Source organism: Elusimicrobiaceae bacterium (genome assembly GCA_017520185.1).
Classification (GTDB): domain Bacteria; phylum Elusimicrobiota; class Elusimicrobia; order Elusimicrobiales; family Elusimicrobiaceae; genus Avelusimicrobium.
On the sequence record JAFXGO010000030.1, the window covers coordinates 124942 to 149861 of the forward strand.

General features: G+C 41.1%; 21 protein-coding genes. 9 read left to right on the forward strand and 12 right to left on the reverse strand.

Annotated elements, in window-relative coordinates:
* Positions 1-7 precede the first annotated feature (7 nt).
* The 7 genes from IKL48_05500 to IKL48_05530 form a co-directional block, all read right to left on the reverse strand.
* Entirely contained in the window at positions 8-241 is a 234-nt protein-coding gene (locus IKL48_05500; protein MBR3604106.1) for an OadG family protein, read from the reverse strand.
* Positions 238-939 (reverse strand): biotin--[acetyl-CoA-carboxylase] ligase, encoded by a 702-nt coding sequence (locus IKL48_05505; protein ID MBR3604107.1) that lies wholly within the window; start codon positions 937-939, stop codon positions 238-240. The genes IKL48_05500 and IKL48_05505 overlap by 4 nt, the downstream gene beginning before the upstream one ends.
* Positions 940-1028: 89 nt before the next feature.
* Positions 1029-1952 carry a 4-hydroxythreonine-4-phosphate dehydrogenase PdxA gene (locus IKL48_05510; GenBank protein MBR3604108.1) on the reverse strand — a complete coding sequence of 308 codons (924 nt, stop codon included), beginning with the start codon at positions 1950-1952 and terminating at the stop codon, positions 1029-1031.
* Positions 1953-1999: 47 nt separating this feature from the next.
* Positions 2000-3265, reverse strand: a complete 1266-nt coding sequence (locus IKL48_05515) for a SurA N-terminal domain-containing protein (protein ID MBR3604109.1) — start codon at positions 3263-3265, stop codon at positions 2000-2002.
* Positions 3249-4103: a peptidylprolyl isomerase gene (locus IKL48_05520; GenBank protein ID MBR3604110.1), complete on the reverse strand. Its 855-nt coding sequence runs from the start codon at positions 4101-4103 to the stop codon at positions 3249-3251. Before IKL48_05520 ends, IKL48_05515 begins: the two co-directional genes overlap by 17 nt.
* A gap of 2 nt (positions 4104-4105) precedes the next feature.
* The gene (locus IKL48_05525; GenBank protein ID MBR3604111.1) at positions 4106-7252 is read right to left on the reverse strand and encodes a DEAD/DEAH box helicase; all 3147 of its coding nucleotides are present in this window, start codon (positions 7250-7252) and stop codon (positions 4106-4108) included.
* Positions 7253-7300: 48 nt separating this feature from the next.
* Positions 7301-9436, reverse strand: coding sequence for a PBP1A family penicillin-binding protein (locus IKL48_05530; GenBank protein MBR3604112.1), 2136 nt, complete (start codon positions 9434-9436; stop codon positions 7301-7303).
* A gap of 265 nt (positions 9437-9701) precedes the next feature.
* Here IKL48_05530 and IKL48_05535 point away from each other — a divergent pair, with 265 nt between their 5' ends.
* From IKL48_05535 to IKL48_05550, 4 genes are read left to right on the forward strand one after another with little or no spacing between them, the layout of a single operon-like run.
* The gene (locus IKL48_05535) at positions 9702-10835 is read left to right on the forward strand and encodes a sensor histidine kinase (protein ID MBR3604113.1); all 1134 of its coding nucleotides are present in this window, start codon (positions 9702-9704) and stop codon (positions 10833-10835) included.
* Positions 10807-11454: a response regulator transcription factor gene (locus IKL48_05540; protein MBR3604114.1), complete on the forward strand. Its 648-nt coding sequence runs from the start codon at positions 10807-10809 to the stop codon at positions 11452-11454. Before IKL48_05535 ends, IKL48_05540 begins: the two co-directional genes overlap by 29 nt.
* Positions 11455-11465: 11 nt before the next feature.
* The gene (gene rsmD, locus IKL48_05545) at positions 11466-12047 is read left to right on the forward strand and encodes a 16S rRNA (guanine(966)-N(2))-methyltransferase RsmD (GenBank protein ID MBR3604115.1); all 582 of its coding nucleotides are present in this window, start codon (positions 11466-11468) and stop codon (positions 12045-12047) included.
* Between the two features lie 2 nt (positions 12048-12049).
* On the forward strand, positions 12050-12814 hold the full coding sequence (locus IKL48_05550) for a PD-(D/E)XK nuclease family protein (protein MBR3604116.1): 765 nt from the start codon (positions 12050-12052) through the stop codon (positions 12812-12814).
* 29 nt (positions 12815-12843) lie between these two features.
* Here IKL48_05550 and IKL48_05555 read toward each other — a convergent pair whose 3' ends face one another.
* The 3 genes from IKL48_05555 to IKL48_05565 are packed head-to-tail and all read right to left on the reverse strand — an operon-like array spanning position 12844 to position 14957.
* Positions 12844-13728 carry a DMT family transporter gene (locus IKL48_05555; GenBank protein MBR3604117.1) on the reverse strand — a complete coding sequence of 295 codons (885 nt, stop codon included), beginning with the start codon at positions 13726-13728 and terminating at the stop codon, positions 12844-12846.
* 11 nt (positions 13729-13739) lie between these two features.
* Positions 13740-14516, reverse strand: a complete 777-nt coding sequence (locus IKL48_05560; protein MBR3604118.1) for an undecaprenyl-diphosphate phosphatase — start codon at positions 14514-14516, stop codon at positions 13740-13742.
* Positions 14517-14957 carry a histidine phosphatase family protein gene (locus IKL48_05565; GenBank protein ID MBR3604119.1) on the reverse strand — a complete coding sequence of 147 codons (441 nt, stop codon included), beginning with the start codon at positions 14955-14957 and terminating at the stop codon, positions 14517-14519. It lies immediately after the preceding gene.
* A 75-nt stretch (positions 14958-15032) separates the two neighbouring features.
* On the opposite strand from IKL48_05565, the gene IKL48_05570 reads away from it, so the two are divergent.
* From IKL48_05570 to IKL48_05590, 5 genes are read left to right on the forward strand one after another with little or no spacing between them, the layout of a single operon-like run.
* Complete coding sequence (locus IKL48_05570) at positions 15033-18053, forward strand: exodeoxyribonuclease V subunit gamma (GenBank protein MBR3604120.1); 3021 nt, start codon at positions 15033-15035, stop codon at positions 18051-18053.
* Positions 18050-21244, forward strand: coding sequence for a UvrD-helicase domain-containing protein (locus IKL48_05575; GenBank protein MBR3604121.1), 3195 nt, complete (start codon positions 18050-18052; stop codon positions 21242-21244). Before IKL48_05570 ends, IKL48_05575 begins: the two co-directional genes overlap by 4 nt.
* 36 nt (positions 21245-21280) lie before the next feature.
* On the forward strand, positions 21281-21580 hold the full coding sequence (locus tag IKL48_05580; GenBank protein ID MBR3604122.1) for a YbaB/EbfC family nucleoid-associated protein: 300 nt from the start codon (positions 21281-21283) through the stop codon (positions 21578-21580).
* A gap of 7 nt (positions 21581-21587) precedes the next feature.
* On the forward strand, positions 21588-22511 hold the full coding sequence (locus IKL48_05585; GenBank protein ID MBR3604123.1) for an aldo/keto reductase: 924 nt from the start codon (positions 21588-21590) through the stop codon (positions 22509-22511).
* On the forward strand, positions 22504-23805 hold the full coding sequence (locus IKL48_05590) for a hypothetical protein (GenBank protein ID MBR3604124.1): 1302 nt from the start codon (positions 22504-22506) through the stop codon (positions 23803-23805). The genes IKL48_05585 and IKL48_05590 overlap by 8 nt, the downstream gene beginning before the upstream one ends.
* A 41-nt stretch (positions 23806-23846) precedes the next feature.
* Here the strand turns inward: IKL48_05590 and IKL48_05595 are convergent, their stop codons facing one another.
* Together IKL48_05595 and IKL48_05600 are read right to left on the reverse strand one after the other, a co-directional pair.
* Entirely contained in the window at positions 23847-24329 is a 483-nt protein-coding gene (locus tag IKL48_05595; GenBank protein ID MBR3604125.1) for a TlpA family protein disulfide reductase, read from the reverse strand.
* Between the two features lie 124 nt (positions 24330-24453).
* Positions 24454-24777, reverse strand: coding sequence for a hypothetical protein (locus tag IKL48_05600; GenBank protein MBR3604126.1), 324 nt, complete (start codon positions 24775-24777; stop codon positions 24454-24456).
* Positions 24778-24920 lie beyond the last annotated feature (143 nt).

Consider the following 24920-nt stretch of genomic DNA (forward strand, 5'->3'; position numbering starts at 1 on the left):
CGTTTAATTATTTACCTTGAAATCTCTTCGCCGCCGCAATGGCAATGGCCACTAAGGCGTTATCCGCACTGGCGGCCGCCTTTTGTTGGGGCACTTGCTGCGGGAAATATTTTTCCATCACTTTTACCAGCAGACTCATGCCGTTCATAATCCATATCATTACAAACAGGAATACGAACACGGTGAGCGTCCCGATAATAGTGATGTATACGCTTGACATCATTAGATTTTCTGCGTTCATACCATCATATCTCCTATTGATATTTCTATAAATCCTTCGGGGGTTTGTAAAACCAATTTGCCCTCGGGGGAAATCGTTTGTACCGCACCTATTACATTTTGCGCGGTATTTTTGATTTGTACCTTTTTTCCCACATAAGGAAAAAAGTTTAAATACTCATTGCGTATAAATCTAAATCCGCACTGTAATAGTTCTTCGTATTTATCGAAGAAACGGTTTAATATATCTTGTAAAAGAGCATCTTCGTTTGTGTGTATGTTTTGTAATGCCAGTGAGGTGGCAGGTTGACCGACATTTGCCAAGTCCTGCTGAGCGATATTTAGCCCTACTCCAAGCACCAATCCTTCAAAGCCTTTTGGACTAAAAAGAGCCTCGCTTAAAATGCCGCAAATTTTCTGGCTATGGACTAATACGTCGTTGGGCCATTTCAAATGGCTTTCAGCCCCCAACTCACGCAAAGATTCGCACACGCATAGGGCCATCAGCTGTGTGAGATTGGGCAAAAAGTCGGTTTTTTGAGGCTTGAGTAAGAGTGAAAAATACAGCCCGCCTTCTTGGGAAATCCACTTACGGTCTAAACGTCCGCGTCCGGCAGTTTGTTGCCGCGCGATAATGACGGTTTGGTCGGCTAACAAAGAACAATTACGTTTTGCGTAAGCATTGGTAGAGTCTAGCACGTCAAAACGAAGAATTTGCATATATCATATTTTACCAAATTACAAGAGCAAGCGCAGGCTTTTAAAGGATAGAAAAGTATAATTTTTAAAGTTTGTCAGATTGGCAGAGGTTATTTTTTATGTGCAGTAAACAAAATAGCCGCTATCATGCTGGCTGGGTCTGCTATGTTTTTGCCGGCAATGTCAAAGGCTGTGCCATGTGTGGGGGACGTGCGCAAAAACTCTAAACCGGCCGTAATATGAACAATCGGCTCTTTGGCGGCTAGTTTTAATCCCAAAAGGGCCTGATCATGATACATACACAAAATACCGTCAAAATTTCCTTTTACGTGTTTGTCCCATAAACTGTCAGTGGGATAAATCCCCTGTATGTGAATGCCGGATTTTTGCAGCGTTTTGATGGCCGGTAAAATGATTTTATTTTCTTCATTTCCAAAGCGGCCATTATCTCCGCCATGCGGATTTAAAGTACTTACGGCAATGTGCGGATTTGAAGAATTTAAGCGTTTCAGTGCTTTGGCAAAATCTTTTCCGGCTTGTATGATGCGGGCTTTGCTCAGAGTATTGGGTAAATCTGCAATGGCAAAATGTTCCGTGACTAAGGCACAACGTATTTGACCGCTGACAAACATCATCAAAGCGGTTTTTCCGTAATATTCGCGCAGAAACTCGGTATGTCCTGTAAAGTGCACCCCTGCTTTAGCCCAGCTTTGTTTGGAAACGGGGGAGGTGACAACCGATGTTTTGTGTTTGTGGGCCAATTTACAGGCAAGTTTTAAGGCTTTGAAAGAAATGTCTCCTCCCCATCGGCTGGGTTGGACAGTGGCAGGTTTTTCATATACAGATTCTATGGGAATAAGCCCTGCTAAATCGGGTGTGAAACCTGCTTTATACAAAGTGGTCGGCTCGCCAATTACAATGGGGGTGCAGGCTTTTTGGACGCGCTTATCCCGCAGGGCTTTGACAGTCACTTCCGGTCCAATGCCCAACGGTTCTCCTGCAGTAATAAAAAGAATGGGTTTTTGTTCTTTCATGCTACATAAAGGCGGTCGCGCAGGCAGCCGCCTTTTTATCTGGAAAATTATTTCTTTTCTTCTTTTACTTCGCTTTTACTTTCTTCTTTTTTGCCTTCTTTAGCAGTATCTTTTTTGTCAGATTTTTCAGTGTCTGCTTTGGCCGATTTTTCTCCTTCTTTTTTGGCTTCGGCGGCGGCACGTTTGGCTGCTTCGGCTTCGATTACTTTGTCTACCTCAAAGGTTTTGCTCACTTTGATATCGGCTTTATCGGCCAGTCCGTTGACATATTCCATCATCGCGGTTTGGATTTTGTTTTGAGCCACATATTGGGCTAAATCTCCTGCGATATCTTCAAAAGAAACTTCTTTTTCGGCACGTTTTTCTTTTACTTTGATAATATGCCAACCTACTTCTGTTTTAATCGGGGTACTGACTTTGCCTACCGCTAAGGTAAAGGCGGCATTGTCCACTTCTTTCGGGGCGATGCCTTTGATTAAAATCATATCTCCTCCGCTGGCTAAAGCGGCTTTGTCTTCGGTGTATTTCTTTACAGCGGCAGAGAAATCCATTCCTCCGTCCAATTCTTTTTTGATTTGTTTGGCTAATTCTTCTTTTTTCTTGGCCTCTTCGGCTGTCATGTCTTTGGTAATGGATAAATAGATGTGTCCCACGCGCACTTGCTCAGCAGTTAATTGTTTGAGTTTGGCGGCAATAAGTTGCGCTTCACGCAATTTGGCAGGATCTTCTTTTTCCAATTTTTTCAAGGCTTTGGTGTTGTTTTTAAGAGCCGCTTCTACATTGGAGTACAAAGCCTTTACGTCTGCTTCTTCCACCGGTTTGACGGTAGATTGCACCTGAAGTTCTAAAAGTTTTTTAACAGAAATATCTTTTTTAATTTTATTTTTATAGGCCTTTAAACTCATGTGTTGTTTTTTGAGTGCTTCATTAAAGCGTTTGTCTGCACCTTTCGGGTCTTGTTTGCCATTTTCGTCAATGACAAAGCGTGCTTTAATTTCTGCCAAACCGGCATCTATTTCAGAGTCTTTGACTTGAATTTTGGCCTCTTCGGCTGCTTGATACAAAAGTTCTTTAGAGATTAACTCTCTTAATACTTCTTTTCCCAACATATCTTTAGCATAAGGTTGCTCTAAGATTTGCGGTGCGGCTGCTTGATATTGTTCGATGACTCCTTCGTAATAAGTGTCATATTCAGAAGATAATACCGGACGTCCGTTGACGGTGGCCACAGACGCGTCCATCACTTTGGCTTGTAAGCCCGCTGTTAAGCATACCCCCAACACGGGCAAGAGAAATTTACTCATCTTGTTCATAAATAACCACCTTGTATTTATTTTGTAAAGCATTCAAAGCCGCATCTATTTTTTGATTTTCCAAAATAGTACGGATACGCGGAGCCGCATCTTTTAGTTTCAGACGCCGTTCTCCCGTTTTCATTATTATATGAAATCCTTGTGTTGTTTTTACAAAGCCCTGCACTGAGCCGGTGGAAGAATTGGCGGCAATTACTTCTAACTCTGGTATAAATTCGCCCGGCATAAAAGAAATTTCTTTCCCGTTGCTTTCTTCGGGGGCTTTGGAATATTGACGATCTAACTCTTTCCAGCGACTTTTGGAACGTTTTAATTCTCGCCAAACGGCATCGGCTGTTTCAGCATCGGGAATGATGATTTGCTTGATTGTCATTTCATAAGGGTATTTGTCATAATACTGGGCGATTTCTTCTTCCGAAACGGAGATGATGCCCTTTTCGCGCATATGTTCTTCCCACATTCGGTTAAGCAAATCGGAAGAAAAACTAAAATAAATTTCTTTTAATTGTTCGCGTTTGTCTTCCAATGCGGTGAGGTAAAAATCTTCTTTATCCAGGTTTTCTTCTTTGGCATCTAAGGCAATTAATTGTTCTCTGGCAAGCACGTGGATAAAGTTCTTTCTTCCGACGGGAGTTTTGGCATATTCTTGATCTTCTGTCGGCAATACGGCCAAGCGTTCTTCCAATTGACGTTGAGAAATCTGTACGGGGCCGACCTCCGCTACAATGATATCTTTAGGGGGGGCTGTTTCCAAATCGGCTTCAATGTCTAGGGCTTGAGATTTTTTACAAGCCGTTAATAAAGAAAGTGCAAAAAATACAAATAAAAATTTCTTCATATCTATACTATAGCATTTTGCGGTTTTATTACATGCTCAAAAAATGTAATTATTTGCTCAGCCTCTTGTACGGAGTCTTGTTGTTTGTCTAAGGTAATGCGAAGGCCATCTCCGTTTTTTGATTTGATGAACTGTACGCGAGGTCCATAGTTTTGGAGTACTAGGGCCGGCAAATCGGGAGGCATTTGAAAGTCTGAGGTGAACAAAAACTCCAATCCTTGAGGGGTATATTCCAAGTGGTAAATGCGCAATAGTCCTGCGCGGCGGGATAATTGTAAAATCCTGTTTAAATTGAGCAGTTCCTGCGGTACGGGCCCGGCAAAATCCGACAGTTTGTGCAGAATCTGTGCAGATCTTTGTTCATCGGCAGCCATCAATTCTTTGTAATATTTCAAACGTTCGCTATCATCGGGCAAATAATCCGGAGAGATATAAGCGGGTATAGGCAAATTGATCGTAGCACGAATCGTGCGTTCTGTTTTTTCTCCTTTAAGTTTTTTTACTTCCGCCGCTACTAAATCGCAGTACATATTCAGCCCCACTTCATTTACGTATCCGTGTTGTTTTACGCCTAACAGTTCCCCTGCTCCGCGTATTTCCATATCGCGCAAGGCTAACTTAAAGCCGCTGCCCAAATCACTAAATTCCATCAGAGCCGATAAACGTTTTTTGGCTTCTTCCGTCGGGTCTTTTTCTTTAGTTGCTTTATAGGGCATGGCTAACAGCTGGGCATAGTTTTCTTGTTCTTGAGGCTCTTTTTGCTTAAACAACCAATCCGGATGGAAAAGATAACAATAGGCTTTTTGATCTCCACGTCCGATTCTGCCACGCAGTTGATATAACTGCGCTAGTCCAAAATTTTGGGCATTTTCCACAATTAAAGTATTGGCATTGGTAATATCTAAGCCGGATTCAATAATGGTGGAAGCCAGCAAAATATCATATTTTCCGTTATGAAAATCCCACAAAGTTTGCTCTAATTCGCTTTCTTTCATTTGTCCATGTGCCATGCAAATTTTGGCCTGAGGCACTAATTGTTGTAAAAACAAGTAGCGTGATTGCATGCTTTGCACGCTGTTGTAAACGTAATATATCTGTCCGCCGCGTGCCAACTCTTGGCTAATGGCAGAAGCGGCCACCTCATTATTCCATGGACAAACCACCGTTTTGATCGGGGTGCGACCGCGAGGGGGAGTGTCAATAAGCGAAATATCTCTTAAAGATGAGAGTGATTGATTTAAAGTGCGCGGAATGGGGGTGGCGCTGAGCATTAAAGTATGCACCCCGGCACTTTTGGCTTTGATTTTTTCTTTTTGTTTCACACCAAAACGATGTTCCTCGTCAATAATCACAAGCCCCAAATCATGAAAAGAAATATCTTGAGAAAGCAAGCGATGGGTGCCGATGATGATATCACAAACACCGTCTTTAAGTTGCTGGATAATTTCTTTTTGTTCTTTTTTGGTTTGAAAGCGGCAAAGCATTTCTATATTAACGGGAAATCCTGCCATACGTTTGCGAAATGTTTTGCAATGTTGGTCTGCCAAAATAGTGGTAGGAGCAAGCATCATTACTTGTTTTCCGCTCATTACCGCATGCAGTGCTGCCCGCATGGCCACTTCGGTTTTACCAAAGCCAACATCTCCCACCAATACGCGGTCCATAGAGCAGGCGCGGCTCATATCTTTTAGCACGTCTTCTATGGCTTGGGTTTGACCGGGAGTTTGTACAAAAGGGAAAGAGTCGGCAAATTCTTTTTCAATACGTTGGTCTCCGGTTAAGGCTTGTGTGCCGGCGGCTTGACGTTGAGCCTCCAATTTTAAAATTTCTTTGGCTGTTTTTTGTGCTTCTTCTTTTACACGTTTTTTGACGTCTTTCCACGCAACGCCGCCTAATGCAGATAAAGCCGGTGCCTTGCCTCCTGCCCCGATATATTTTTGTACTCGGTTGAAATCATATATCGGCACGTACAACTTACTCCCGCGTCTATATTCGATAATAAGACAATCGGTAGGATTTTCCTCTTTATCCATGACTTCAAGGCCCAAATATTTACCTATACCGTGATGTTGGTGCACCACATAATCTCCGGCGCGCAATTCTTTAAAACGTACCTTTTGGGCATTCTCTAAGGTAATATTTTTCAAAGAGGAAATAGGGCGGTAGCGCCTATTTAGAATATCTGCAGAAGTGATAAAAGCAAATTTTTCCTGCGGACTATAAAAACCTTGTGCGAGCGGAGAAATAATAAGCGGTAAATTTTTTAAGTGTTTATAATCCTGCATAATTTCTGACAGGCGGTCCAATTCTCCTCTATTTAAACAAGAAACAGTGACACCGATGCCCTGTTTAAGCAAAGAGGCAACCTCTCTGTCTAAAAGAGAAAAATTGGCATTAAACTCAATGTTTGATTTAAACAGGCAGTTTTGACCTTGCGCCATAGGAAGCAAAGAAAAAATGACGGCCTGTGGATAAATGGAGAAATTAAAATCTCCATCGGGTTGGTCAAAAATATATTGAGCATTTTTTACATAATCTGCCAAAGTGGCGGGAGTATGTTCGAAGGACAAAGAAACAATGGAAATACGGTCTATATGTTTCTGTGTGTTTTGTGTGTCAATGTCAAAAGCACAAATGTTTTCTACTTTGTTCCCAGAAAAATATAAACGAAAAGGAAACTTTTCTCCTGCCAAAAATAAGTCCAACACGCTGCCACGTACGGCGTATTGGCCGGCGATTTCGGTGTAGTCCTCTCGGGTGTATCCGCGATATTGCAAAATATCCAGCAAGTCGTTTCTGCGCAGGGAATCCCCGCATTGAATGGTAAAGGTGTTGGCTTTAAAATCTTTTGGCGTGGGCAAGGGTGTTTGCCAATCTTTATACTGTGCCATTAAAGCAAAAGGCTTTTGGGCGGTGATTAAGCGATGCAGAACAGCCATTTGCCCCGTTTTTTGTTCCGGAAAAGAAAGCAATTCTGTATCGGAGGGGGCAAAGTGTTGTAAAGATGACTCAAAGGTATCTGTTTGATGATGACTTAAATAGACAACACTTTTCCCTAAACGTACAAACTGTTTGCAGACAAAATAACCGGCTGCGGCTGCATTGGGTAAGCCGTAGTAAAAAGTGGGAGATGAAGTGTGCTCTGTCATATGTATATTGTAGAAAAAAAGCCCGTCTTTCGGCGGGCTTTCTAAGGATTAGAAACTAGTGGGGGCGGTGCCTTTTTTGAAGGCTTCCAAAAATTTATTAGGATCGGTAGGCGTGGCCAACCTGCCCGTATTGGGGTTGATGTAAGAGAAGGAAATTCCTTCCGGTACAGTAAAATCGTCGGCCGGTTCATCTTTTAAGATTTCGGCCATGATTTCTGCCCACCAACGCGCGGTGGTGCTACCCGTCCAATTATATTTTTCTTGGGAGGTATCATCATCGTACCCCATCCAAGCGGCGGCAGAAGTGTAGGGTGTCATTCCCACAAACCACATATCGCGGTGGCTTTGGGTTGTGCCTGTTTTGCCGGCTACGGGGCGTTTGAGGACTTTAACGGAAGCACCGCTGCCGCGTTCTACTACCCCTTTCATCATGTTGATAAGAAGATAAGAATCTTGTGGAGAAAATACGGCTCTTTCTTCCCCGATGTGTTCTTCCAACAGGCGTCCGTTGTGGTCTTCTACCTTTTCAATGTAGTAATTATCCGTATGGATACCGCCGTTGGCAAAAGTGGTTAAAGCGGCCAAATGTTCGTCCATATTAATAACAGACACTCCCAACCCCAATGCCGGAACTGAAGGCAAAGGAGCAGTGAGGCCGGCATGGCGCGCTACTTCAATAACTTTGCGCGCTCCAATAGCATCGATTAGATTAACGGCTACAATATTTTTAGATTTTTCCAAAGCGCGGCGTAATGTAATCCAGCCGTCATTTTTACCGCCGTAGTTTTGTGGTACCCATACATTAAAGGCCTTGCTGGCAATAAAAGATTGGGCGGCTAAATCCAAAGAGTATAAATCAGCATTTTCATCAAAGGTATGCCAATTCCGTCCGTCAAAATAAAACATGGTAGGTAAATCTTTTACAAGCGTGGCGGGAGTGTATCCTTGTTGTAAAGCAGCCATCCATACGTATGGTTTGAAAGAGGAGCCCGGTTGACGGCGTGCTTGAGTGACGCGGTTAAATTTGCTTTCGCTAAAACTGCGTCCACCCACCATGACGCGCACTGCACCTGTTTTTACGTCACGAACCATAAAAGCCCCTTGTAAACGCGGATATTCCAAACGCTCTTGCAGTTCTTCCGGATTTACATTCTCTTGATTGATGAGTCTGGGATCAGCCTCCGGATCGTTGGGGTCTATTTCTATCCCTAATCCTTTTGCGATGACGGCATCAAACTCTAATAACTTTTTATTCAAAATTTCTTCGGCGAAGGCTTGTTGGTCGATATCAATAGTGGTATAAATATTCAGCCCGCCTTTCCACAATGTTTCCGTACCGTACTTGGGTTCTAAAATGCGACGAATATGCTCAATGAAATATAAACCGGGTTTGTCCCCTTGTGCAGCAGGGGCTTTTTCCGGCAGGATTTCTGCTTTGGCTTTTTCCAAATCTTCGGCAGTGATATAGCCTTGTTCATGCATGACTTGCAAGACAAGGTTTCTACGTGCTTCGGCACGTTCGGGGTTGGCAAAGGGATTGTAATTGCCGGGTGAAGGAATAAGACCTACCAGCATGGCAGCTTCGCCGGTGGTCAGTTGGTCTAAATCTTTATCAAAATAACGTTTGGCGGCGGCCTTAACACCGTAAGCGCCGCTACCTAAATAAATTTCGTTTAAGTATAACTGCAGAATTTCCGGTTTGCTGAAGCGATGTTCAATTTGTACGGCCAGCACAATTTCACGAATTTTACGAATAATTTTTTTCTGCTGAGTCAAAAAGACACCGCGCGAAAGTTGCTGAGTCAGAGTAGAGCCACCCTGCTTGGCGCGACCGGTCATAATATCATGAAAAAGTGCGCGCAAAATACCGCGTACGGAAAAGCCGGCATGTTTAAAAAAGTCCCTGTCTTCCATCGCTACAACGCCGTTTTGTAAATCTACGGGGATTTCTTCTAAGGGGACCATGCTGCGTTTTTCAATAGAAAATTCGTGAATAAGTTTGCCATTTCTGTCAAAAACCTTGCTGGTTAAAGAGGGGGTATATTCTTCCATTTCATATACGGGCGGAATTCCGGAAAAAATATAACGCATAAACACTGCGCCGCCTATAATGGCCACAAAAAGGCCTAACAGTACGCAAAAAAGGAAAAATTTAGAAGTTAAAAATTTCACGATAATCTTCATTCCATCATTATAGCAAACTTGTTTCTATGGGTGCTTTCAGACACATTTAACAGAAAAAATAAAAATAACCCTTTTTATATGTTTGTTATTTTTTATTACTTTGATATTTTTAGAGGATGAAGTTCATTTTGTTATTTCAAGAAAGATTTGAATGTAAGAAGAAGAAAGCGCTTCTTTTAACGAAAAATAACAAAAAAATGATTTTGTGGAAAAGGAATAAAAAATAGTAAAATCTAATTATCACGTTTCTGCAGGAGAGGGTGATATGTCCGAATTGAAGAAAAAATCAAAAAGCTGTATGTATGTTTGTCCGGCCGAGTGTGCGGAAACGGCAGCTTTTGTAAATTCTTCCGATATAGCAAATTCCGTTGGAAAGCAGGGAATGGCGGGATATGCTTTGGCCTATATTGCCGATTTGCAAACAAAACATGTTTTTATGTTTGGTACTCCTGCCGGTACTCACGCTCACGTACAGGTGGACCCCTCCCAACCGGTGCACCAGCAAGCTCATGAAAGAGCCGCAAGAGGAGAAGTGGTGGAATATGAGTGGAGCATTTGCGAAGTTGCAAAAACCTGCTTTTTTCAATCTGTGCTTTTTCCGTTAAAAGACGTTTCCGGACAAGTAGGAAGCGTGTTGGGGCTTGTAAAAGATATCACTTTTTTGTCCACATCTTCTGCGCTTCCCCGTTCATTTAAAGAAGGAGGGGGGAAGACTTTTTCTCAAATTCTCTTGGCTGCCCGAGAAGAAGAAAAACGTAAGATTTCTTCTGCGTTGCATGATGAAATCGGTTCTGCGGCCGTTATTTTAACGTCTTTGTTGAGCATGGTCAAACAGAGCGTGCAGAACCAAGATCAAGCGCAGGCGATAAAAGATATTAATGCTTTGGATAAGCAGATTAAAGATTGCATAGAGCGTGTTAAAAATATTGTGGTTAGTTTGCGCCCTCCTAATTTAGAGGCCATCGGCTTGGAAGATGCCTTGCAAGATTTGTTAAGTAATGTGACTCAATATAAAGAGATTAAACATTCTTTTAAATGGGAAACGGCAGATCAAAGTTCTATTTCTGATGAAGTAAAAATTGTGTTGTATCGCGTAGCGCAGGAAAGTTTGAATAATATTGTCAAACATTCCGGCGCCACGAAAATAGATGTAAGTGTGAAGTGTTCATTAAGAGACATAACCCTCAAAATAAGCGACAATGGCAAGGGATTTAAACCTTCTAAGCAACGTTCTATTAAACATATAGGGTTGCTATCCATGAGAGACAGCGTGGCTTATTTGGGTGGTAAATTTACGATAAAAAGCGAACCGGGCAAGGGGACGGTTGTGACGGCCAAATGCCCGAAAATCGTTTATGGGGTGAAAGATTATGAGTATAAAAGTGGTATTAGCAGATGATCATGCCATTGTGCGTGACGGGGTACGTGCCGTTTTGGAGAGAAAAGGCAAAGATATGCAAGTTGTGGCGGAAATCGCCAACGGAAAAGATTTGGTGGAGTGGGCTGCTAACAATCAGGCCGATGTCTACGTGGTAGATATTTCTATGCCTATTTTAAACGGTATTGAATCGGTGCAGCGCTTAGTTAAAAATAATCCGGATACCAAAGTGGTGATGCTTAGTATGTATGATGACAGAGTATCCGTAGAAAAAGCATTAAAAGCCGGAGCAAAAGGATTTATCGTTAAAGTGTCTACAGCTGATGAAATTGTAGATGCCATACGGGAAGTGGCCGGCGGACGTTTCTATTTGTGCAGTAAAGTGTCCAAATACATCGTGCAAGGATTTTTGGGCAAAACATCTTCTCGCAAACGAGATGTGACGGGCTTAACTCCCAAAGAAAAAGAAGTGTTGCAATTGATTGCCGAAGGATATAGCAGCAAGCAAATTGCCAAGACTTTTAATTTGTCTTTAAATACCATTCACGTGCACCGCAACAATATTATGAAAAAACTTGGCATTCATAAACAGGCCGAGTTGGTGCGCTATGCCATTAAAGAAGGCATTGCTCAATTATAAAAAGGAGTTTTATGCGTATTATTGCTGGTACGGCTAGAGGGCGGAGAATTTTTTCCGTTTCTAAGAATTTGCCGGTAAAACCTATTTCAGACAGAATTAAACAATCTGTATTTGATATTTTGCGCCCCCGTATTACGGGGGCCATGTGGTTGGATTTATTCGCTGGTACGGGCAACGTATCTATGGAGGCTTTGTCTCGCGGAGCTGCAAGAGTGGTCAGCGTAGATAGAGAGCCGGCCTGTATCAAAAACATTCACCGCAATTTGAAACATTTAGGTTTTGAGGATAGGGCGCGGGTAATTCGGGGTGATATTTTAAAACCGCTTGATTATCTGCTTTCTTATAGTGACAATGAAGGCTACGATATTATTTTTATGGGGCCTCCGTACCGCGACCAAAACAACAAAATGTTGGCCTTTTCAGAGCCTGCTTTAAAAAATGTTGCGGCGGCCAAACTTTTAGCTCCCAACGGAGTTATTGCGTTGCAAACGCACAAAACGGAAGAGTTTGCCGTACCGGAAGAATTGGAACTTTATCGTGTAGAAAAATACGGCGACACCTTAGTGCATTTTCTGCGTTATAAGGCGGGTTGATTATGTATAGTGATGTGCATGAACTGAACTATTCTAAGGTCAAAACTTATTTGGAATGTCCGCTTTTATACAAATATAAATATATGGACGGACGAAAGGAAGGTTTGGTGCCGGCATCTTCTTTGGGGGTGTCTATTCATCGTGCTTTGGAGGAATATCACCGCAATAGCAATGATCCGTCCGAAATTTTGTCTTACTATGATGATTGCTGGTTAGGCGCAGGCTACAAGAGTGCCGGCGAGCAAATGGAGTATTATCTCAAGGGTCAAAAAATGCTGGAACGTTATGCCGAGCATGAATATCAAAGAGAAACCACGGTAGACAGTACAGAACGAGAGTTTATTTTTCAAGAAGGGAAATGGACTTTGCGAGGCAAGATAGACCGCACAGACAAGCATCCGGACGGTTCTTGGGAAGTGATTGATTATAAAACAGGTGATGATATTGATTTTAATGCCAAAATTACCGACTCGTTGCAACTTGGCATTTATGCCATAGGTGCGCAGCGGGCCTGGAACTTGAAAAAGGGAAAAGCCACTTTTTACTTTACCGCTTTTGACAAAAAAATCAGTGCTCCTTTTGAAGATTTTGACGAAAAGGCTATTTTGGCTAAATTTATTGAAGTGGGCGAAAAAATAGAGGCAGGATTATTTGAGCCGGATTTATCTTATTGTCAAAATTGTGCATTTCGCAACCGTTGCGAGAAATCTTCTTGTCCTGATCCGGAACCGGAAGGACCCGATTTCAGCGGCAATAATCCCGCTTAAACTACAAAGCACCCATTCGGGTGCTTTTTTTAGGATTTAATAGGTTTTTGTATTAGGAATAAACTTAGAAAAATGAAACACAAGCCTAGAATTTCATTTCCATTTGCAATCCGTTGTAAGAAAATAAAGTCACCCAACATGGCAATAACCGGAGAAAAATAGGTGACGGACGCCATACGGGTGGCCCCCCACCGTTTGATTAAGGCAATCATAAGTAAAAAGGCAATGGCGGAAGAAAAGACACCGGCAAAAAGAATAGAAATGATTACTTTTGCTGAAAAATCGGATATTTGTGGCGGTGTTTCTAAGCCCAAAGCAAGCAGTAAAAGCACAATGGCAGAAAACAAATATTGATGGAAAGTGTTTGCTTCTAAAGAGGTGCTGTGATTATCTACCATGATTTTTTTGGTAATTACATTGCCTAGTCCATAAGATAAAGACATTAAAAAGAAACCTAGACAACCGTACAACAAAGCAGCATCTGTTTTTAAGACCAAAGACGGCCACGTAATACACAACATACCCATCAAACCAAACAGTACTCCGAATGCTCTGCGCCAAGTAAAGCGGTCCACTCCTTTTAAAATAATGGCTCCGGCAATAAAGGACCAGATGGGCGTTGTTCCATTAAAAATACCGCCGATAGTCGGAGCTACAAAACGTTGGCTCCAAGAAGCCGCCGCAAAAGGGAACAGAATCAGCATAAAGCCAATCACCCATGGTCTCCAGAGTTGTTTGAGGCTGATGCGTAAGTCTTTACGTTGAAAGCCGTATAAGACGGCAAAAAATAGAAAACCGGCTAACACACGCAAAAAAGTACACCAATAGGGGGGAATGACATCTACAATGTTTTTGGTAGCCAAAAAAGCCGTTCCCCAACACAAAGCCAAACAAAATGCCAACAGATAACTCATATTAAACTCCTTTATCGAAAATACCAAAATAAAATAAATAATCCCAACAATAAGCGATAGATAACAAAAACGTTGAAATTATGTTTTTGAATATATTTCATCAATCCGCTGATTACCAACAATGCCCCCAAAAAAGCACTGACAAATCCCCAAATCAGCGGGGCAGAAATATCTGCTATAGACAGGTGGGTCATTTCTAGCAGAGCCGCTCCGCCGATGACGGGTGCGGAAAGTAAAAAAGAAATGCGTGCGCTTTGACTGCGTGAAAACCCCAAAAGCAAAGCCGCTGTAATGGTGATACCGCTGCGTGATACTCCCGGCATCAAAGCCAAAGCCTGCGCACAACCGATAATAAATAAATTTTTGCCAGAAAGCAAAGCGGTGTTTTGAGCAGAAACTTTCCGGTCTGCCCACCATAAAAGAACGGCAAAAAACATCAAACAACCGGCAATAGAAATCGGCGAGCGGAAAACTGTTTCTACTTGTTTTTCAAAGAGCAGTCCTGCTATTGCAGCAGGAAGTGTGGCCAAAGCCAACAACCATAGTGTTTTGCCTTGCTCACTAAAAGGTTTGCTCAGACCGTTTTTGATTAATATTATCCAATCTTTGGCAAAGTACAACAATACCGCCAACAATGTAGCCAAGTGCAATAATACATCAAAAGAAACCCCTTGATAGTCTTGCCCTCGAAAAAAGGGCAAAAGGACCAAATGGGCCGAGCTGGAAATGGGGAGAAATTCCCCCAATGCTTGTAAAAGGCCTAATAAAACAGCATCAAAAATAGTCATTTATGCTCCTGCAACAAATTGAGGATTTGAAAAATCTGTCACATCAAAAATCATGTACTGGCCCGGTTCAAAAGCGATATATTCATGGCATAAAAAACCAGCCAATATGCTGATATTAGGGTTATGCCCGACCATAAGCAAACAGTCTTTTTCTTGCAAATGGCGTTGAGCCAAATCCCAAAGTCCTTTTGCGCTTAAACGTCCGTCTAAATAGTTTTCTGTTTGAAAAGCAATCTGCAATACTTGTGCGATGATTTGCGCCGTTTGCTGCGCTCTTAATAAAGGACTGGCTAAAAACAAATCCGGTTTGATATTTTGAGTCATCAAACAATGGGCCGTAGATAATACTTTTTCCCTTCCTGACGGCAGAAGCGGGCGGGAAAAATCCGTTTCGGCATAGGGAGCGGCTTTACCATGACGTACTAAAATGAGTTTTTTCATATTTTTTAATTTTTTGCGCTCCACAAGTGGGAAAAATGCAATAATGTATAAAACTTCTTATTAATATAGCATTTTATGAAGCTATTTTATGCACCGCTCCGCGCCTTGGAGCAGAAATTTATTGAATATATCCTTAACTTGCAGATAGGACCGGAGCAAGGGGGATTGGTTTTGTGCCCTTCTCAACGAGTAGCGAGTTATTTGCAGGGATTATTGCTCAAACATAAGCCCGTAATCGGTAATTTGGCCTTTAAAACGATAGGTCAATTAATGAAAGAATTAGATCAAGAAAATATTCCGAATCGCAAACCGTTATTGCCGGCAGACCAATTACAAGATTATTTGTTAAAAAAACTGCTTTTGCGCCCCGATCTGAACCGTTATCCTCCCACTCCCGGTATTATTAGTGCCTTAAAATCTTCCTTGAGGGATTTGGCCGACGCCTTGGTGGAGCCGGAAGTTTTGTACGAACATTGGCTCTCTTTGCCGGAGTTTTCTTTGATGGAGGAACAAGCGCATTTAAAGTGGTTGCTGGATATATATCGTGCTTATTTGGGAGAAATGGACAAAATATCCAACTATCGCTCTTATGCTCAATACTTTTCCCAAGTGCTTCGTGCTGCTGAAAATTCGGCCTATTTAAAAGGATTTAAACAAATTATCGTGTACGGTTTTTATGAGTTTACGGGCCGACAGTTAGAGTTGTTTAACGTTTTACGCCGAAATTATGCTCTTTCTGTTTTCTGGGTTTATGCTCAGCATCCGGCTTTTGCTTATGGTAAAAAATTCTTTGAAAGTAATTTGTTGGGGCTGGCTCAAACGGTAGAAGAAGTGAATGAAAATTGGGCTGAGTTGGCGTGTAATTCTGCGGCAGAATATTTATTTTCCGGACGGGAAACAGAGAAAACGGTAGAAAACATGCAAATAGTTTCATCTCCTGATTTGGAAGGGGAGTTGTTTTTTGTTGCTAAAGAAATGTTGCGCCTGCATGAAGAAGAAGGCATCCGTTATGAAGATATGGCAGTGACGGCACGCAGTTTGGACCCGTATAAAAATTTATTGCCGGCTGTTTTTAAACAAAATCTTATTCCGTTGAATGCCTCTTTTTCTCAGCCGGTATCTGCTTATCCGTTAGGTGTGTTTTTGCATAATTTATTGAATTTGTCGCGCAGCGGTTTTGGCAGGGAAGAAGTGCTATCTGTTGTGCAATCCCCTTATTTTAAACAGAAGAATAATTGGCGTTATTTGGTGTTTGAGTGCCAAGCACAACGAGATTTCTCGCAATGGGCAGATTTGTTGCGTCCATCATTACCTCATTATGATGCTTCTTTTTTGAAATGGTTAGAGCAAACCAAAGCCAATTTGGAATTTTTAGAAACATCATTAGATTGGGAATTGCTGTGTAAGCACGTACAGACCTTCTTAGAAAAAAATATTGATTTTTCTTCTTTTTCCGCTCAAGAACATTTGATTTGGCGTCAGTGGGAGCAAGGATTAAAGAGTTTGCTTCGTTTTTCATGTGTATCCAAACAAGCAGATAAAAATGAATTTTTAGACGAATTAATGTCTATGTTTAAGCAACTTGGCATTCATGAGGTGATTCAAACTTCAGGCGGTGCGACGGTTGTTGATGTAATGAATTTGCGTGGGTTGAGTTTCAAAGTTTTATTTGTGTTGGGATTAAATGAAAAGAAATTTCCTCAAGTTTTGCGCGAAGACCCGATGCTGAAAGATTATTACCGCCGTATTTTGCGGGATCAGTTGGGGTATTGGATCAATCAAAAAATGGAACGTTTTGATGAGGAGAGATTACTCTTTTTCTGCACGATAGAAGCAGCCAAGCAAAAAATTTATTTCTCTTATTTGCGTTCGGACCAAGACGGAAAACCGATGATTGTTTCCGGTTATTTGGCAGAAATTGGCCGCCTTTTACAGATTCCTTTGGAAAGTGAAAAAATAAAATTTATTACTGCGCGCAAAACACAACGCCTAAAACAAGTTAACCCAACTTTTTTAACGCAAAAAGAGGTGACTTTACTGCTGGCTACTCAAAATGCTACGTCAGAAGAATATGAGCAAACGGGGTTATTAAGTAAGGAATTGGAAAATTGCTTATTTGCGGCAAGGCAGGTGGCTGGCATCGGAGCAGGAAACGCCTATGATGGATTGGTGAAAAGTGGTGCAGATATTTTTCAAGCGCAAAATACGGCAGGTTTTTCGCCGTCTGCGTTGAAAGATTTGGCTCTTTGTCCTATGAAATATTTTTTTAACAAGGGGCTTGGCTTGCGCGAACGGGAAGATGTTTTTAGCCGCAGCGAATTGGCGGCTAATTTGCGCGGGGATATTTATCACGAGTCCTTGATGGACTATTATACCCTTTTGAATCAGCAAGGCTTGACAGGACAATTGTTTGAAACGGCTTTAAAAGAAAGAGTCTGCCAAAGTTTACAAAATCATTACGATAAAAACAGTTATAAATGGTTTGGGATATATCCTGTTATTTGGGATTTAATTTTAACCGATATTCAAGAAAAATTGGCTTGCTTTGTAGTAAAAGATGCCGAATATTTGAAAGGCTTTGTTCCGCAAATTTTTGAAACGTCATTTGAAAAAATCTATGCCCCTTCACCTCAACTTCGCCTTAAATTAAAGGGAACGGTGGACAGAATAGATATTGATTGGAAAAACAAAAGATTTCGTGTTTTAGATTATAAATCCAGTCTTTCCGGCAAGAAAGGCCTAGCGGAGATTATGTTTAAACAGGTGATTTTGCAACCGTTTATTTATCTGATTTTGGCATCGGAACAACCTCAAACGAAAGGTTTGCAAAAAGACGGTGCCGCCCTGTTGGGTATTAACAAGGGGTATGCTCGTCAAGAATTATCACAAAGCGATTTTGAGAACATTTCTTCCAAAGCGGCGGATTTTTTCTCCCTGCTTATGAAATTAATTGTATCCAGTTGCTTTTTTATCAATCCTTCCGATCATTGTCAATACTGTGCTTATCAAGCCATTTGCCGAAAGGATAATTTTCGCAGTTTATTACGCTCACGCCATACCAAAGAGTTCCATTTATTGCAGGAGGCCAAGCAATGACCATTTTAACGGAAGACCGGTTTCGTGTTAGGACTCATTTGGGTGTAAATATGGTGGTGGAAGCCGGTGCCGGTACGGGGAAAACCACCCTCTTGATAGATCGTTTATGCTTTGCATTGTTGGCGCAAGGTATTGCCGCGCCGAGATTGGTGGCTCTTACATTTACGGAAAAAGCAGGAGCAGAAATCAAAACCCGTTTAATTAACAAATTACAGGCTGTTTTGCGTGCATTGCGAACTGAACAACCGGAGGAGACCCTGCAAGTTTTGTTGGAACATTTTGCCATTTCTAAAGAGGTTATTTGGCAACGGGCGGAAGCAGCTTTAAATCAATTGGACCGTAGTCCCATCGGTACGATACATTCTTTTTGCTCCGAAATACTGCGTTCTTATCCGCTGGAGGCAGGACTGCCGCCGAATGCGGATATTGATAGCGGCCCCAGAGCAAAAGGCATTTTTGAAGAAGAATGGTATCGTTTTTTGGACCAAGAATTAGGGCTACAGTCTACACGTGCTGCCAAGTGGAAAGAAATTTTGCCTCATATTACTTTAAACGATCTTTGCCAATGCGCGCGCCAAATGTGTAGTGGTAAAATCGAACAGTATGATTATTTTTCTCAGAAAGAAAAAATAATGTTAGTTTGTCAGGAAAGTGCCAAACAAGCCCAATATTTATCGCAAGCATTTTTGGAAGGCAAGAAAAAACCTCGTGCGTTAGAATTGGCTTTACAACAGGCTCAACGCAGATTTCTGCAGGCAGCACATTGGTTGCAAACGCAAGAGTTGCCGGAAGAAGAAAAAACAATATCCGTCGGAAGTGTACCTACTAATTGGGAACAGGAAAGTGTAGAAAAAGCACGCGCTTTATTGCGCTTTTCAGCGGCGGTAGATCCTTTTGTTCAACAGCGTATTTTAACTGCTTACCAATTATTGGCTCCTTTAGTTCAAAAAGTGCGTGGCCGATGCAAGGCCGAAGGAATTTTAAGTTTTGATGATTTAATTATCAAAACGCGGAGTTTGCTTAAAAATAATTTGCAAGTTCGACGGAAATTACAAGAATCCTTTGACGTATTTTTTATTGATGAATTTCAAGACACCGATCCTGCTCAGGGAGAATTGTTATTGTTTTTAGCAGAAGAAAAAGGAAATGGCGCAACAACCTGGCAAGAGGTAAAATTGGAAAAAGGAAAACTTTTTGTGGTGGGAGATCCCAAACAATCCATTTATCGTTTCCGCGGTGCCGATATTACGGCTTATGAATTATTTACAGACCTTATTTTAAAACAAGGTGGAGAAAAAGCCTATCTGCGTCAAAATTTCCGAAGTGAGCGGGAAATTGTGGCCTTAGCTAATGACGTGTGTTCTGTAGTAATGGTGGAAAAACCAGCTTTTCAACCTTTTTACGAGCCCATTTTTACCGCCAAACAAGATCTTTCTGCTGCGGCTGAATTGGTATTGATAAAAAAGAGCGAAGATTTGTCTGCCGAGGATTATCGTGAAAATCAAGCACGTTTTATTGCCTCCTGGATTGAAGAAAACGTGGGCAAAATGAGCCTGCGTGACGGACGGAAACTAAGTTATAAAGATATAGTCTTACTTTTTTCTTCCCGCACGCAGTTGACTCCTTATATCCATGCTCTGCGTCGATCCAATATTGCGTTTTCTATAGAAGAAGACCGAGATTTTTATCATCGGCAGGAAGTGAATGATTTGTTAAATTTGTTGCGTTGTATTAATGATCCGGAAGATAAAATAGCCTTAGCCGGAGTAATGCGCAGCCCGCTGGGAGCCTTAACGGATGAAGAATTGTATCAGGCTTATAAACGCCGAGAGCAGGATTATCGAATGCCCAGCGAAAATGAAAAAGTAGAGCAACTGTTTAGTCAACTTCGTTATTTTTCTGCTTGTGCCGGCAAAACCCCTTTACCTCAATTTTTAAGAGAATTGTTGGAAAAAACCTTTTTATCAGAAGTTTCCTGCATTGCTTACGACGGAGAGAGAAGCATTGCTACATTAGAAAAAATAGTGTCTTTGGCTGAGGGCCACTCTTTAGAAAAACCCGCTACTTTGGGGCAATTTTTAAGCAGAATTGATGAGTTGATGCAGCAAGAGTTAAGTTGGTTGACGGCTTTATCTGAAAAAGAAGCCACCGATGCTGTCAACATTATGACGGTGCATAAGTCAAAAGGGCTTGAATTTCCGGTAGTCATCTTGGCCGATATTTCTAAGCAAGAGGCGTCTTCCAACAAAAAATCCGACTATTTATATTCTTGGCAGTATGACTTGCATGGTTTGAGAGTCGGGAAGTATCCGGATATGAACTTGGCATGGTTGGAAGAAGAACAAATTTTGCATGCTCAATGCGAGCAAGTGCGTCTTTTGTATGTGGCTTTGACGCGTGCCCGAGAAAAAATAATAGTGGTAGGAAATGAAAAAAGCGAAACGAAAACAACGGCTTCCATGTTTATGAAAGCGGGTCGCTTTCCTCAAGAAGATCAAAAAGAAACAATTTTAGGATTAGAAGATGGTTTGCGTGTGCGTTATGAAACCCCACGCAATCCGGCTACATTTATTTACCAGCAAAAAACGGATATATTATCTCCTGAGAACAAACTTTTACTTCAGCATTGGCCGTCTGCCTATGAGAAACGTCAAACGCAATACCAACAGCACTTACAGCAGATATTGCCGCAAAATCCATCAGACTTGGCAGATGCGCGTTTGCAAGATCAAGATGCGATGGATTTGGGTACGGTCATTCATACCGCTTTGGCTCATATTTGGCAACAAAAAAAAGGAGTCGAAGATGCTATTTATTGTGCTTGTATGAGTCTGGATAGGGCAGATTTGATCTTTCCGGCACAAAATATTTTAAAGCCTTATGTTCAATCGGATCTTTTTGATACATTGAGATCTATGAAAACATGGGGAGTGGAAATGCCGTTTTTTCAACGTCTTGAGCAAGGCACTTTACGCGGGGTAATTGATTTATTGTTAGAGGATGATAAAGGATTATTGTGGGTAATAGATTATAAAACAGACCAAATCTCAGAAGAAAACCTTATACAAAGCGCCCAAAAGTATGCCGCGCAATTAAGTGCATATAAACAGGCAGTTGAGGCGTTGTATCCCTCTAAAATTGTGAAAAGTGCAGTAATTTTTGTGCGAAATATGAAAATGATAGAACTCTAAAATTGGTAAAATTTAATAAATATCTTAGGAGGATGTATGTTTAATAAATTAGGACAATTGAAAGATTTGTGGAATTTGAAAAACCAAATCCAAGAAATTAAAAAACGCTTGGATAATATGGTAATTAAAGTGGATAGTCCCAATCATATTTTTGAAGTGACTATTTCCGGTTCTCAAGAAGTTAAAGAAGTAAAAGTAAATGAAAATTTCAAAAGTTTTTCTCAAGAACAATTGGGCGAAGAATTAAAAACGGTTATTAATAAAGCCATACGCGAAAGCCAAGCCTTAGCGGCTCAAGCGATGGGCAACATGGCCGGCGATTTGCCTAACGCTTAATATATTTATGACTGCGCCGCTCTCTATAGCTTGTGAAAAAATATCCTCTTTAGTGTTGGGTACGTGGGCTTTGGGCGGCGGCAGTGATTGGGGGGAAATGCCTGTGGCAGAGGCCCAACAATTACTGTATGCAGGATTGGAAAAAGGTATTTATCAGATAGACACATCGCCTGTATATGGTTGGGGTGAGTGCGAGAAAAGGTTAGCAGAAATAATAAAGCCTTTCCGTCAGCAGGTGTTTTTAGCCAGCAAGTGTGGGATTTGTTTAAACAAATCTAACCGTCCGGATCATGATTTAAGCCCCGCTTCTATCATTAGCGAATGTGAAACTTCTTTAAAACGTCTTAAGACCGATTATTTGGATTTATATCAACTCCATTGGCCTGATGTTAAAACTCCGCTAGAAGATAGTTTGTCTGCTTTAATTCGTTTGAAAAAAGAGGGAAAAATTCGTTCCATCGGTATATGTAATTTCCCATTAGCGCTTTTGCAGAAGGCCTGTCAATGCGCGCCTATTGAGTATGTGCAATATCAACTGTCTTTGTTGGCTGCTTATCCAACGGAAATATTGGATTTTTGTTCTCAAAATAAAATTGCTTTTTGGGGATATGGCGTATTGGGCGGAGGTATTTTAAGCGGTAAATATCAAAAAGAGCCTAATTTCCGGCGCGCAGATGCCCGTAAATATTTTTATCCGTATTACACCTCAAACAGGTTTATAAAAGCGCAAGAAACGGCAAAACGGGTAAAAGAAATAGCTGCTAAAAAAGGCATTTGTGCCGCAGCGGTGGCCTTATCTTGGGGGCTAAAACAATCTGGAGTCAGAGCCATTATGTTCGGGGCGAGAAATAAGCAGCAAGTGCTGCAAAATATACAGGCTTTAAAAGTTGAATTAACCGATGAGGAAAAGGAGTTTTTACAACATGGGTAAGGTGGAAGAAATTGTTAATTACTTAAATGCTATTTTGCCTGAATTGGGGGTTAATAAACAACGGGAATTATCTCGTTTGATTTATGAAATCTGCAAGCGGGACGGAATTGCTGCAGAAGAAGCATTGCCTGTAGAAAAAAACCTGAGTTTTGAACGGGCCAAAAAAATATTGCTTAAAAAACGCTATCCCTGTAGTTTTTCCACCGCTGCCAAAAGTGCATTTTATTTGCCTAAGTTGGAGTTTGACCCTGCTCAAAAGGCTGATTTACAAGAAAAACCTTTTTCTCCCAAACATGTTTATATCGAAAATAGTGTAAAAGACTCCGCTTTAGCGCAGCGCGCTAAAAAAATGTTTCCGCAGGCGGAGTTTTATGTTTGGGACGGTAAACAAAAGGTAGGTTCTGCTTATTTTTCTCGTCGAACAGATACATTGCTTATTCATCAAGAAAAGTATGATTTTTTAAAACCATGTCCCTGTTCTCAAGGGAATGCCGGTTGTGGATATAATTTGATTAATCTCGGTTTTGGTTGTCGTTTTGAATGTGAGTATTGTTTTTTGCAACAGTATCAAAATTTACATGCGGTTTTATTACCGGCTAATGTACAAGATTTTTTGGATAAAATTGATCAAGCCCAATTTAGAAAAGGTCCTTTTGATCGTGTGCGTATCGGAAGCGGTGAGTTTACAGATTCTTTGGTTTTTGATGAACTGACCCAATACAGCCATGATTTGGTGCCTTTTTTTAAACAAAGACCGCATTTGCAGTTTGAATTTAAAACCAAAAGTACCTGTATTAACGGACTATTAAAAGAGGGGGGTGCTGAAAATGTGGTAATCAGCTGGTCTGTAAATGCACCCAAGTTTATAGAACAGGTGGAGCATTTTACCCCGTCTTTAACGCAACGTTTATCTGCAGCTAAGCAGGTGGCTCAAGCAGGGTATAGACTTGGTTTCCATTTTGATCCGGTCGTTCCGTTTGAAGGGTGGAAAGAGGCTTATTTAGCCGCCGCAGAACAAATAGCGGACAGTGTACCAAATGAAAAAGTGGCTTGGATTAGTGTTGGGTTATTGCGTTTTTCCAGAGAATTGAAAAAAGTGGTAGAGAATAGATTTCCCGAAAATTGGATTCTAGACGGAGAGTTTCTTTTAGAGTTTGATGGGAAAATGCGTTATCCGGAATCTTTGCGCCAAGAAGCGTATGAATTTTTTATTGCCCATCTGAAAAAATTATTTCCTCAAACAAAGGTATATGTTTGTATGGAGAAACCGCATATTTGTTCTTGCAGTTTATAAAAAACCCCGAGTTATGCTCGGGGTTTTTTTTAGAAAATATTTTATTTTATTAATTTGTTGATTTCGTCGCGGTATTGATCAGCCAAAGTGTCGGAATAACCGCCCCAAAATTTCACTAATTTGTGTTTGCCGTTGAAGAGCATAATATGCGGAAATCCTTGTACCCCTAAATCTTGGGCGGTTTGGCGTCCGTTATAAAGAATTTTGCTCTTTAAGTTGTATTGTTTGATAATTTCTTTGACTTTGGCTTCGTCAGAATCTACGAAAACACCTACCACTTCTACTTTATCTCCAAATTCTTTGTTGGCTATTTCCAAAGCGGCCAAAGATCTTTTACACCAGCCACAATAGCTGGCCATTACAGCGATCAAGATGGGCTTTCCTTGTTGTTCGGCAGAGGTCCATACAGTTTCTTGGCCGGCAACAGGCAAAGAAACATTAATTTGCGGCGGTTGCGGTACTTCTACGCAAGCACCAAGCAGCATAGCAGCAGACAACGTTAAAAATAAGGCTTTTATTTTCATATTCTCCCTCTAAAAGTAAGATACTTACATTGTACTTAAAATAAGAGCAATAAAAAAGTGTTTTATCAAAAAAATTGTCTAATAAAAACCCCTACTTTTTGAAGTAGGGGTTTACTTTAGTTATTTAACGACCTGTTAAAATATGCCAAATAGAAGTTTTAGAAATCTTAAATTTGGGAAGTATTTTTTGGCGGAGCTGTTCTAAAGAAAGGGTTGGATATTCTTTGCGCATTTGCTTAACGTAAGCGATTTTATCCGGACCAACCAAATAATGGCGGGCCAACGGATGCTTGTCAGATGAAGTTGCGTTTACGACTCTTGATTTCCAAACAGCCATCAAGGAACGAGAAACACCATATTTCTCATTCATTTTTTTCCAACCATGCTTTTGGTAATATTTCCAAATAGCTTCTTTTTCTTCAAGGGTTCTAATGTTGTATTTAGTCATACGCATAATATATAAATTTTTAAAATTTTTGTAAATGATTTGTGGTGTGCAAAACTTCTATCCAAAGTTTTTTCTGCTATGCGCGGTGGCAAAGGTAGTTTTTGAGAATAGGTGATTGGAGTACGATGTAAGAAAAAGTTTAT

Excerpts from the sequence above, each read along its gene's own strand:
- IKL48_05500 (MBR3604106.1), bottom strand. The coding sequence starts at position 241 with ATGAACGCAGAAAATCTAATGATGTCAAGCGTATACATCACTATTATC.
- IKL48_05505 (MBR3604107.1), bottom strand. The coding sequence starts at position 939 with ATGCAAATTCTTCGTTTTGACGTGCTAGACTCTACCAATGCTTACGCA.
- IKL48_05510 (MBR3604108.1), bottom strand. The coding sequence starts at position 1,952 with ATGAAAGAACAAAAACCCATTCTTTTTATTACTGCAGGAGAACCGTTG.
- IKL48_05515 (MBR3604109.1), bottom strand. The coding sequence starts at position 3,265 with ATGAACAAGATGAGTAAATTTCTCTTGCCCGTGTTGGGGGTATGCTTA.
- IKL48_05520 (MBR3604110.1), bottom strand. The coding sequence starts at position 4,103 with ATGAAGAAATTTTTATTTGTATTTTTTGCACTTTCTTTATTAACGGCT.
- IKL48_05525 (MBR3604111.1), bottom strand. The coding sequence starts at position 7,252 with ATGACAGAGCACACTTCATCTCCCACTTTTTACTACGGCTTACCCAAT.
- IKL48_05530 (MBR3604112.1), bottom strand. The coding sequence starts at position 9,436 with ATGAAGATTATCGTGAAATTTTTAACTTCTAAATTTTTCCTTTTTTGC.
- IKL48_05535 (MBR3604113.1), top strand. The coding sequence starts at position 9,702 with ATGTCCGAATTGAAGAAAAAATCAAAAAGCTGTATGTATGTTTGTCCG.
- IKL48_05540 (MBR3604114.1), top strand. The coding sequence starts at position 10,807 with ATGAGTATAAAAGTGGTATTAGCAGATGATCATGCCATTGTGCGTGAC.
- rsmD (MBR3604115.1), top strand. The coding sequence starts at position 11,466 with ATGCGTATTATTGCTGGTACGGCTAGAGGGCGGAGAATTTTTTCCGTT.
- IKL48_05550 (MBR3604116.1), top strand. The coding sequence starts at position 12,050 with ATGTATAGTGATGTGCATGAACTGAACTATTCTAAGGTCAAAACTTAT.
- IKL48_05555 (MBR3604117.1), bottom strand. The coding sequence starts at position 13,728 with ATGAGTTATCTGTTGGCATTTTGTTTGGCTTTGTGTTGGGGAACGGCT.
- IKL48_05560 (MBR3604118.1), bottom strand. The coding sequence starts at position 14,516 with ATGACTATTTTTGATGCTGTTTTATTAGGCCTTTTACAAGCATTGGGG.
- IKL48_05565 (MBR3604119.1), bottom strand. The coding sequence starts at position 14,957 with ATGAAAAAACTCATTTTAGTACGTCATGGTAAAGCCGCTCCCTATGCC.
- IKL48_05570 (MBR3604120.1), top strand. The coding sequence starts at position 15,033 with ATGAAGCTATTTTATGCACCGCTCCGCGCCTTGGAGCAGAAATTTATT.
- IKL48_05575 (MBR3604121.1), top strand. The coding sequence starts at position 18,050 with ATGACCATTTTAACGGAAGACCGGTTTCGTGTTAGGACTCATTTGGGT.
- IKL48_05580 (MBR3604122.1), top strand. The coding sequence starts at position 21,281 with ATGTTTAATAAATTAGGACAATTGAAAGATTTGTGGAATTTGAAAAAC.
- IKL48_05585 (MBR3604123.1), top strand. The coding sequence starts at position 21,588 with ATGACTGCGCCGCTCTCTATAGCTTGTGAAAAAATATCCTCTTTAGTG.
- IKL48_05590 (MBR3604124.1), top strand. The coding sequence starts at position 22,504 with ATGGGTAAGGTGGAAGAAATTGTTAATTACTTAAATGCTATTTTGCCT.
- IKL48_05595 (MBR3604125.1), bottom strand. The coding sequence starts at position 24,329 with ATGAAAATAAAAGCCTTATTTTTAACGTTGTCTGCTGCTATGCTGCTT.
- IKL48_05600 (MBR3604126.1), bottom strand. The coding sequence starts at position 24,777 with ATGACTAAATACAACATTAGAACCCTTGAAGAAAAAGAAGCTATTTGG.